General features: G+C 46.1%; 8 protein-coding genes. All 8 read left to right on the top strand.

Features of this window, described 5'->3' with window-relative positions; translation table 11 throughout:
* The coding region (locus AB1466_00845; protein MEW6188650.1) for a glycosyltransferase family 1 protein at positions 1-1,005 on the top strand (1,005 nt) is incomplete at its 5' end.
* The gene (locus AB1466_00840) at positions 1,006-2,130 is read left to right on the top strand and encodes a glycosyltransferase (GenBank protein MEW6188649.1); all 1,125 of its coding nucleotides are present in this window, start codon (positions 1,006-1,008) and stop codon (positions 2,128-2,130) included.
* A 135-nt stretch (positions 2,131-2,265) separates the two neighbouring features.
* Complete coding sequence (locus tag AB1466_00835; GenBank protein ID MEW6188648.1) at positions 2,266-3,627, top strand: sugar transferase; 1,362 nt, start codon at positions 2,266-2,268, stop codon at positions 3,625-3,627.
* Positions 3,628-3,801: 174 nt separating this feature from the next.
* Entirely contained in the window at positions 3,802-4,044 is a 243-nt protein-coding gene (locus AB1466_00830) for a tetratricopeptide repeat protein (GenBank protein ID MEW6188647.1), read from the top strand.
* A gap of 57 nt (positions 4,045-4,101) precedes the next feature.
* Positions 4,102-5,127, top strand: coding sequence for a NapC/NirT family cytochrome c (locus AB1466_00825; GenBank protein MEW6188646.1), 1,026 nt, complete (start codon positions 4,102-4,104; stop codon positions 5,125-5,127).
* A 277-nt stretch (positions 5,128-5,404) separates the two neighbouring features.
* Positions 5,405-6,082, top strand: coding sequence for a redox-sensing transcriptional repressor Rex (locus AB1466_00820; protein MEW6188645.1), 678 nt, complete (start codon positions 5,405-5,407; stop codon positions 6,080-6,082).
* Positions 6,083-6,209: 127 nt separating this feature from the next.
* Positions 6,210-8,336, top strand: coding sequence for a PQQ-binding-like beta-propeller repeat protein (locus tag AB1466_00815; GenBank protein ID MEW6188644.1), 2,127 nt, complete (start codon positions 6,210-6,212; stop codon positions 8,334-8,336).
* Positions 8,323-10,173 (top strand): O-antigen ligase family protein (locus AB1466_00810; protein ID MEW6188643.1); only part of this gene is annotated, 1,851 nt, incomplete at its 3' end. The genes AB1466_00815 and AB1466_00810, both read left to right, overlap by 14 nt.

Raw genomic sequence — 10,173 nt, 5'->3', positions numbered from 1 at the left:
TATATCCTGTTTTGTGATCAGAAGAGCGAGCATCTAGTGCCAGCCGCTCCTAATTATAATAAAAGGGTAGTAGAGCAGCCCGTGCTCTCCCCACTTTATCAGTTCAGTTGGAGTAGGGAGTTGCGGCGGGCAGATTTGGATGTCTTTCACTCTCCTCACTTCGTATGGCCCTACATTACCCCCTGCCCCTCGGTGGTGACCATCCATGACCTCATTCCTTTGATTTCGCCGGAAGTCATGCCCTCACGCGTTGCCAGGATTTACTATCATTGGATGAATGAGCGCGCTACAAGCAGGGCAAAAAGGGTCATCGCCGTCTCTAAATCCACGAAACAGGATTTAATTCGCCTCTTGGGAGTATCTGAGGCAAAGATAAAGGTCATCCACGAAGCGGTCGATGAACGATACAAGGTAGTCAGGGACAGAAATCTTCTAAGGGTTATAAAGGGAAAATATGACATCAAACAAAAGTTCATCTTAAACGTGGGGAATCCAAAACCCCATAAAAATTGGTCAAGGTTGATTGAAGCATCTTTCAAGTTGATGCTGAAGAGCAGGAGGAATTATCAGTTAGTGTTGGTGGGTCCAAAATATGCTGAACATTCTGAAATTGATCATTTAATTAAGAGATCTGGCTTGGAGAAAAGGGTTATATTCACGGGCGTCATTGGAGAGGAGGATTTGTTGCTCTTATACAATGCCGCTGAGGTCTTCGTTTTTCCCTCCCTCTATGAGGGTTTTGGACTGCCGCCGTTGGAGGCCATGGCCTGTGGTACCCCGGTTATTTGCTCCAATACTTCCTCTCTACCCGAGGTGGTTGGAAATGCAGCTCTAATGATCGATCCCTATAATGTAAGCGAAATTGCTGAAGCCATGGGGAAAGTCCTCACCGATAATTCCCTACGAGAGAAGCTGAGGGAGAGGGGTCTTACCAGGGTGAATAAATTTTCTTGGAGGAAGACCGCCGAGGCGACGCTCAAAATCTATCGGGAAGTGGGAAAATAGATGCAAGTACTGATGATCAATAAGCTTTATTATCCAGTGATCGGCGGGGTCGAGAATCACCTTTATCTGCTTTGCAACGAGTTGAAAAAGTATATCAATGTCAAGGTACTTGTGTGTAACACCGAGCTGAAGACCGTTATAGAAAGGGAAGATAACCTCAAGATGATAAAGGTTGCCAGTGCACGGATATTATTTTCGATGCCCCTTGGTTTCACTTTTCCCTTATGGTTGAGGCGACTTAAAGCGGATATCATCCATTTTCATCATCCTTTTCCCTTGGGGGAGATATCCTACCTGTTGACCTGCCTGCCGGCAGGCACGGCTAAACCCAGGGGAAAGATCGTGATAACCTGGCACAGTGATATAATCCATCAGAAACGCCTGCTGAAGTTCTATGAACCTTTTTTGCTGAAACTCCTCGAAAGAGCCGATAGGATTTTACCCACATCAGCCAATTATATTGAATCATCTCCCTTCTTAAGGCGTTTCAGAAATAAATGTCAGCCCATCCCCTTAGGGATAGATGTGGAACGATTCAAACTCACCCCGGAAATTGAGGATGCTGCCGCCAGGATTCGAGACAAATATGGCTCAAAAATTCTTCTTTTCATTGGTCGCTTGGTCTACTACAAGGGTCTGGAGTATCTAATCGAGGCCATGAGGCATATCGATGCGCACCTGATAATAATCGGGGAAGGACCATTGGAGAATAAGCTGAAGGTTTTGGCTCACGGGGAGGGAGTCACGGGAAAGATATCATTCTTAAAACCGGTGGGGGATGAGGAATTGCCCCATTATTATTACGCTTGTGATGTTTTCGTCCTCCCATCAGTCGCCCGAAGCGAGGGCTTTGGCCTCGTCCAACTTGAAGCCATGGTTTGTGGTAAGCCCGTGGTGAGCACGAATCTTCCCACGGGTGTCCCTTTCGTGAACCAACATCAAAGGACCGGATTGGTTGTCCCACCCAAGGACGTTCGAGCCTTAGCCGAGGCCATAAATACTTTGCTCAAAGACCCCGATTTGTGCAAAAAATACGGGGAGTATGGAAAAAAGAGGGTGGAGAGGGAATTCACCAAAGAAATTGTGGCTCAGCGGGTATTGGAAGTCTACGGGGAACTTATTTGAAGTGTCTGGAGCTGAGGGCAAAAACATTAAGAGGAGGCCTGCCTGTTCGGCAGGCAGGAAATTTCGAGCGATATATTTAATTAATGTAGTAATGGGCAATTTTTAATGTGTGCTGCAAAAATGCGAGGTTGAAAGATGTCCAGGTCGAAATGGTTAGTGACTTCTCTGATAATGGATGCGATTCTCGTAAATGTGGGTATCATTCTTGCATTCCTTCTACGTTTTGGGGGAGAGCTTCCCCCCTTTAACTTCAGAGCCTACACTAACCAAGCCATCTTCATTACCATCATTCAACTCGGGACACTCCATATATACGACCTTTATAATGTGGAGAAGATTCAGAGTGGTTGGGACATCCTCTATGCCGTATTTAAGGCTGTTACCCTGAGCATGTTGCTAACGGTTGTTCTGACCTTTTTCTACCGTTTTTTTTCCTTTCCCCGTACCGTTCTATTGCTCTCCTGGGTTCTTGTCATAGCCCTCATCTCTGGTTGGCGGGTGTTGGCAGCGAAAGTCATAAATATCCATTGGCCTACCCAGCGCGTCCTCATAGTGGGAACCGGTGAAACTGGTCAAAAGATATTGAGGGAACTTAAGGCCCGATCCAAGTGGGGTTATCGAGTCGTGGGGCTAATCGATAGAAATCTGGCGAAGGTAGGTCGGCGGTTCCAGGGTGTTTCGGTTGTAGGGACCATAAGGGACATCGTTCCCATGGTGAACAAATATAGAGTGGATCGAGTCATAGTTACCTCACCCATTAGGCAACGAGAACTCATAGAGGATCTCGCGAGATCTAAAGAAACCCACGTTAGAGTGGAAGTGGTACCCGAACTTTATGAGATATTTGTGGGAAAAGTGGATCACACACTGGTCAGTGACGTTCCCCTCGTGAAGCTCACCAAGGAACCGGTTCCGGCATGGGTTAGCCTGGCAAAGCGAGCCATGGATATCATTTTGGCCCTTATACTATTGATCCTTGTCGCTCCTTTGATGATTTTGGTTGCGCTATTGGTGAAGCTTACATCCCCGGGTCCCATTTTTTACGTGCAGGAGAGAGTGGGTGAGGATGAAGAGCTCTTCAAGGTGTATAAATTCCGGACCATGATTCGGGAGGCGGAGGAGGAGAGTGGGCCCGTTCTTGCCGCCGAGAAGGACTCTCGCATTACAGCGGTAGGGCGATATTTAAGGCGATTTCGAATAGACGAGCTTCCTCAGTTATTCGATATTCTCAAAGGGGATATGAGTTTTGTTGGACCTAGACCCGAACGCCCCCATTTCGTGAAAGAATTCAAGAAAAAAATCCCGGGTTACACGGAGCGATTTAAAGTCAAACCCGGAGTTACTGGCCTTGCTCAGATCAGTGGCTCCTACGCCACCAGCCCCGAAAATAAATTAAAATATGATCTTATTTACATCTACCACCAATCATTATTCTTGGATATAAAGATACTTTTGCACACCATAAAGGTTGTTTTGACGGGGAGAGGCGCCCGCTAACCCAATAATTAGGTAAATTCTAATTTCAAAATACACTTCTTGGTTTTTGTTTGCCTATAGTCTTCTCTAGATCAACCCCATTCTTCAATCGCCTTGGGTTTGCTGGGTATTTGTTATCTGGAAACTGGGAGAAAAATCGGGCTTTGAAAACTTTTAAGACCATGGTGAAAATCGATCCTAAATATCCAAAGGCACTTTTACCTCGGATATTGTCATGAAAAATTGGGAAATGTGAAAAAAGCTTTAAGAGCTTATAAGACCGCTATGACTTTGAAACCTGATTACGGGAAGCCAGAAAGGCATATATCCATCTTAGTGGGGGAAGTAGTTATTGACTTTGTGAAATATAAATCAAAAAATTGTTGGATAATTTTAGAAAAAAGAAGGAAAATGACGATAATCTTAGAATTAATATAAAAACTTTGAGAAAAAAGGCACAATTCAAATCATTTATAAAGGAAAGGGGGAAAGGACATGGTTCGTTGGCCTGATATGAGCAAGCCCGCCACGCGTCTAAAGGTTATATTGATCGTCCTCATGGTGGTGATCATCATCGTGGCTATCGTAGCCACTGCATTGGCTTTCACATGCACTCCTACCTTCTGCGCGGATATATGTCACAGCATGAAGGCTGATGCTGAAGCCTGGCGGAAGTCGTCCCACGCCCATGTTAATTGCCTCGCTTGTCATGTCGAGCCCGGATTAATCGCTCTCATCAAGGATAAGTTGATGGCGAGTAAGGGGGTCTACTTTGAAATTACGGGGACGTATCACAAACCCATCAACGCTCACAGCCATCTCGCTGAGGAATTGCCCAGCCACCCCTGTGAACGGTGCCACGCCATTGAGAAAAGGAAAGTAACGTCCTCACCTGGTGTGATCATCAGCCACAAGCCTCATATTGAAAGGCATATTGGCTGTGCCAGGTGCCATAACAGGGTAGCTCACCCCGGGATAAAGGGGTATGAAGATTTCATGGCCATGGAGGGATGTTACAGGAACCCCAGAGAATGTCACGGTCTTGTGGGAGCAAAGGCTCCGGGCAAGTGCGAAGCCTGCCATCCACCGGGTTTTGAACTGAAGCCAAAAAACCATTTGGTGGCCACGTTCCTTTTGGCCCCCAAGCCCGGTGTAAGAGCTGATCATGCGAAGATGGCCAAAGAGGAGAAGAAGTATTGTGAGATGTGCCACATCGACAAGTTCTGCACCGACTGCCATGGCATGGAGATACCCCATCCGGAGAAGTTCGTTAAGAAAGAACACGGACCAATGGGCAAAACAAAACCGGAGAGTTGTGTGAAGTGTCATCCGGAGCCGAAGTTCTGCGATGCCTGCCACCATGAAGGTTACAAACCTGAACTCGGTCCCATGGCTTCAAAGGGTCATCCACCGCTCGTGCGGGAAAAGGGAGCCGAATCGTGCTTCAAGTGTCATGGTCCCACATATTGTGCTCATTGCCACGTAAGGGGAGAAAAGTATCCCACAATAAAAGGTCCGTAATTTTCAAATGTGCTTTCTCAGGTAGAGGGAGTATCCTCAACTAAAAGGATACTCTTTAACCATGAAGGTTACAGACCGGAGATGTGTCCCTGGGCGACGAAGGTTCACCCCGCCTTTGTTAAAGAGAGAAAAGCTGAATACTGTTTTAAGTGTCATGATTCTTATTCTCCTTTCTGTGCGGAATGTCACGTGCGAATGTTCCGACGATAAGTGATATTTTCAGTCGCCGATTTTCGATGCGAGGGATAGGAAGCGCGTCTGGACGGATTGAAGGAAGATGAAAAGAAAAAAAATCCCCCAAACCACGATAGCACGTCTACCTCTTTATCTCCGCCACCTTTTAAAGCTCGCACGCAAGGGTGTGCGGATCATTTCCTCTTACGAGTTAGCGGAACATGTAGGTACAAATGCTGCTCAACTAAGAAAGGATCTATCCTATTTGGGAGAGTTTGGTACTAGAGGAGTGGGTTATGATGTGGGTGAACTCATTCGACAGATTTCTAAATGCCTTGGACTCACCAGGGAGTGGAAGGTTGCCATAGTGGGCATGGGGAAACTCGGTCCCGCTCTTCTAGGATATAAAGGTTTTGAGCAGGAAGGGTTTAAGATTGTAGCCATTTTTGACAAGAATCCAAAAAAGATAGGAAAGAAAATGGGGAATTTGGTGGTTTCTGACGTCACTAATCTTAAGGAGGTAATCGAGAAAGTCGGAGGCGTTGACATCGGGATAATCACCACACCTGCATCAGCGGCTCAAAAAGTTGCCGATCAACTCATCGAAGCCGGTATTCGGGCCATTCTAAACTTCGCCCCTGTTACTTTAGAAGTCCCCTCCCACGTATTCCTGCGGCAGGTGGACTTATCGACGGAGTTGCAGATCTTATCCTATTACCTTACACGACCATTCAAATTTCCTCCCCCATGCGGTTATTGTGAGGCGAATCGGGATTTATAGACATTTTTGCCACACTAAAAAAGGGAAATTAATCCTGGTATTAGTAATTCTCCTCTTCATTTTTTCATCCCCGTTAATTCCCTTCAAAGCGGAGTCTATCCTTGAATCACCTCTCGGCGCGAATTGGATGTTCGCCGCGAAAGGGTGGCTTTACTCCCCCCCAGTCGCAAAAAATTTGATGGTATATGTAGGTTCGGACGATGGTGTTCTTTACGTCCTCAAGGGCTTCACAGGAAAGCAAAAGTGGCGATACGACACCCATGAGGATATTCGTTGTTCCCCAGTGGTGGAGAAGGGCTTGGTTTATCTGGGTTTAAATAATGGTAACTTGATCGCTCTGGACGCGTTCACGGGAGAGGAGAAGTGGCTCTATGAAGAGACATCCCCGGGACCCCTGCCAACGGAATTTGTTTATCACTATGCCCCCACCCCGGCTGTAATGGGTGACACCGTGGTACATAGCTGCCCTGGGGGTAAAATAAATGCCTTCAACGCCGAGTCCGGAAGACTCAAATGGAGCCACGGCACCAAAAGTTCCTTTGTCTCCGCCCCCATAGCGGCGAATGGAATGGTCTATGTCAGTTCCATTGATGGCAGACTCCAAGCTCTTGATATCGATTATGGGGAGGTAAAATGGAGCTATGATGACTTGATAAGTTGTGATTGTTCACCGGCTATCGGCGACGACATGGTATTTCAAGGTTCAGCCGATGGCAAGATATACGCTTTCGATGCCAAGAGTGGGAGGATAATATGGAAGCACCATAGCCTTGAGGTTGCCAGATGCATTATCGTGGGCAAAGATATGGTCTATTTTGGTTCCTCCAATGGCAATCTCCACGCTCTCGATATGGATACGGGGCAACTAAAATGGAGATTCATAACGGAAGGGTCGGTCCTTTCCACTCCAGTTTTTGATGATGGACTGATTTATCTTGGCTCAAATGATGGAAAGTTGTATGTAATCGATGCATATACCGGGGATTTACAGTGGGTTTATGACACCAAAGGTTTTTTCGTGACCTCTACCGCCGTTACCGATAACATGTGCTATGTGGGAGCGACCGTGAGGGAAAGGGGTTTTCCAACCATCGTTGTGACCGCCTTAAAGAAGGGCAGTTTTCCGAGCACTAAAATTTGGGTTGAAGGTCGGCGAGAAGAGACCTTTGCCACTTGGCTTATAAATTACATAAGTACTGGAGTCAGAGGAACACTTCGGAGGAAGGAATTGAGTATGCATCGGATTTTGGATGTCACTTCCTATCCCCTAGGTTTTCTCGTTCATCTAATGGGATGTGTCTCCGCAGAGTTCGTTGAGTCGCGAAAAATACCTTCTTATTATGGGAGAATCGACAAAATGTTCATCGAGCTCGCTACGCTTATCTCCATAAGCGGCTACATAAGTTCCCTCGTTCTTACGCCTCTCAATGCTGGGGCAAGCATCAGTTTTCTCATTTATACCTGGATTATAGCAATGCTCCTCTCCATGCTTTATTTTCAGACAAAGGGGTTACTTTTTGCGGGCATATCCGTGAATAACACCACTCGGATGAGAATCGATCCCAAAGAACTCTTTATTTTAATCATCCGCAACTATCCTTTGATTTTAATCTATTTCCTGATTACAGCTGTGGGACTATTTACTTGCGCGCTTTTAACTGGCTTATTATCTTACCTTCCCCGGTTCTGGTTTTTCGTTCTTCTCGGTTTATCCCTATGGCTCTTAACCATTTTAACTGGTAGTCTCGGTCGAGGCTTGGGACTCGCTCTTTATAAGGAGTGCAGCGAAGAAATCTCCTTAAGGTTGGTTGGTGCAATTAGAGAAATTAAAAAATACTTCGGTAGACTGGTCATCTTTTCGCTCTGGCACTTTTTCCTCCTCATCCTAATTTCCTTGGGTTTGAGCATGGGTCAAGCCCGAGGTTCCTACCCAGCGATCATTGGAGGTTTCATTGGTACCATCATTTTTGTTTTAACCGCTTTCACGGATGCCTCAGTTGTTTTGGAGGATAGAGGTCTTCCCGATGCTTTTCAAGCGAGCATCCACTTCTCCCTTCGTAATTTACCATTGGTGATAATGTACTTAACCTTGATGGGTTTAATTTTGCTTTTGATTTCCATTCCTTTGAATTTCTTTCGATCTTGGATGGGGATGATAATTTCGGTTTCTTTATCCTCACTGATCTGTGCTTTTCTCGTTCAAATCCATGCCTTTTTCTATTTATCCTGGGGAAGGAAAGTTGAACAAGGATAAAAACTTAGGGCAAAAACGGACTGATGGCTTGCCTGTCGGCAGATATGGCAAATTCGAAACCATTTGGGATGGGATAATCCATTGGTCCCTCTTTCTTTTGGTTTTCCTCTTCCCCCTTTTGGTCAATCCCTTTCTGCCCCCAATTTTTACATTACCTAAGCTCACTTTCCTCAGGATTCTCACCATAGCTATGTTGTTTGCCTGGTTAGTCAAGGTCATTGAATCCGGGAAGATAAGATCCGTTCGTACAGCTTTGGATATGCCCGTCTTAGCTCTGGCCTTCGTTGCCATTCTTACGACCATCACCTCGGTGCATTTCCTCACGGCTTTGTTTGGGGAGTACAGCCGATGGGAAGGTTCATTGACCTTCCTAAACTACCTTTTGATTTTCTTCATAACGGTGAGTTTTATCAGCGAAAGGAGGCAATATGATCTCCTTCTCTTTGGGTTGCTTCTTTCCGCTTGTCTGGTCTCACTCCTGGGCATCATAGAACAGCATTGGACCAATTTTCTTCTCCTCTATGCCAAGGTTCACTGTCCGGCTGGATTGGGTAAACCGAGTGGATTTGAGATGGCTCGATCCTTTGCCACCTTTGGCAATCCCATGTACCTGAGTGCCTATTTAACATTGGTACTCCCATTGGCGCTAGCCATTTTCGTGAAAGGTTCTTACCCTAAACGATTCAGGGGACTGGTGCCCCTTTCTATAACTTTGATGCTCATCTGCCTGGTCTTCACCTATGCCCGCGCTGCCTGGCTTGGATTTGCCGTGTCCTTCTTATTCATAATATTTTTAAGTCTTCGAGATATTTGGGCAGATAAGAAGATGGTCTTAGTGTTCATGGGCATGGTCCTCATTTGTGCTTTTTTTGTCAACATTCCCTCGAAGTACAGCGCTTATACTATTACCCAGCGAATGACCTCAATCGTTCAAATTGAGAAAGGAAGTGCCGTGCCTCGCTTAAGGATGTGGCGACAGACACTCTCCCTCATCGCCGATCGTCCACTTCTGGGTTCAGGTGCTGATACCTATAAATTGGTTTTTCCCAAATACAAGCCCAAGGGCTGGGTAATTGCCTTTCGTCAACCTCTACTCGATAAAGCCCACAATGATTTCCTACAAGTGGCGGCAACCATGGGACTGCTGGGATTGGCTGCGTATCTTTGGTTCCTTGGCACTTTCTTCCTGAAGGGAATCCGCACCATAAGCCAGACCGAGCGTGATTATGAAAGAGTATTACTCATTGGGATCATTGCTGGAGCCTTGGGCTATATCGTTCAACTCCAATTCAACTTCAGCCATCTTTCGGTAGCTCCTCTTTTCTGGCTCTTTGCCGGTCTCGCTTGTACCCTTCAGGAAAATCGGAAATGGGAATGGAAAATTTTTGGGAAACCAAGGCGGCTGGCTTGGATAATCTATGGAGTTTCAGGGCTCATTGCCCTTCTTCTCATCGTATGCAGTCTCATTCCCGTGATCGCGGACATTTATTTTTCTAAGGCACTGAACTACCAGCATGAAAAACGATTAAATGAGGCAATTTCTTACTATGAACGGGCTGCTTCATTGAATCCTCTGGAAGAACTGTACCTGTATTCGCTGGGGAGGGCATATTCGACGAAAGCCCTTTCCGCTGAGGATCCAGAATATGCCCATCTTTATCTCATTTTGGCAGCCGATGCTTTCAACAGATCCCAGAAGCTCAATCCATGCGATGAAAATGCTTTCTTTTATGCCGGCAATATGTATCTTGAGGCGGGAAAGATGCTTGACAAGAGGATGTTTGCCAATGCCATAGAAGCTTACAACCGGGGATTGAAGCTCAATCCCACGAGCGCG

This window comes from Actinomycetota bacterium, assembly GCA_040755895.1.
Lineage (GTDB): Bacteria > Actinomycetota > Aquicultoria > Subteraquimicrobiales > Subteraquimicrobiaceae > Subteraquimicrobium.
This window is presented reverse-complemented; position numbering and strand designations above follow the sequence as displayed.

What these genes read in the sequence shown, in the direction of transcription:
- AB1466_00815 (MEW6188644.1), top strand. Translation starts at nt 6,210, where the DNA reads ATGTTCGCCGCGAAAGGGTGGCTTTACTCCCCCCCAGTCGCAAAAAAT.
- AB1466_00820 (MEW6188645.1), top strand. Translation starts at nt 5,405, where the DNA reads ATGAAAAGAAAAAAAATCCCCCAAACCACGATAGCACGTCTACCTCTT.
- AB1466_00825 (MEW6188646.1), top strand. Translation starts at nt 4,102, where the DNA reads ATGGTTCGTTGGCCTGATATGAGCAAGCCCGCCACGCGTCTAAAGGTT.
- AB1466_00840 (MEW6188649.1), top strand. Translation starts at nt 1,006, where the DNA reads ATGCAAGTACTGATGATCAATAAGCTTTATTATCCAGTGATCGGCGGG.
- AB1466_00835 (MEW6188648.1), top strand. Translation starts at nt 2,266, where the DNA reads ATGTCCAGGTCGAAATGGTTAGTGACTTCTCTGATAATGGATGCGATT.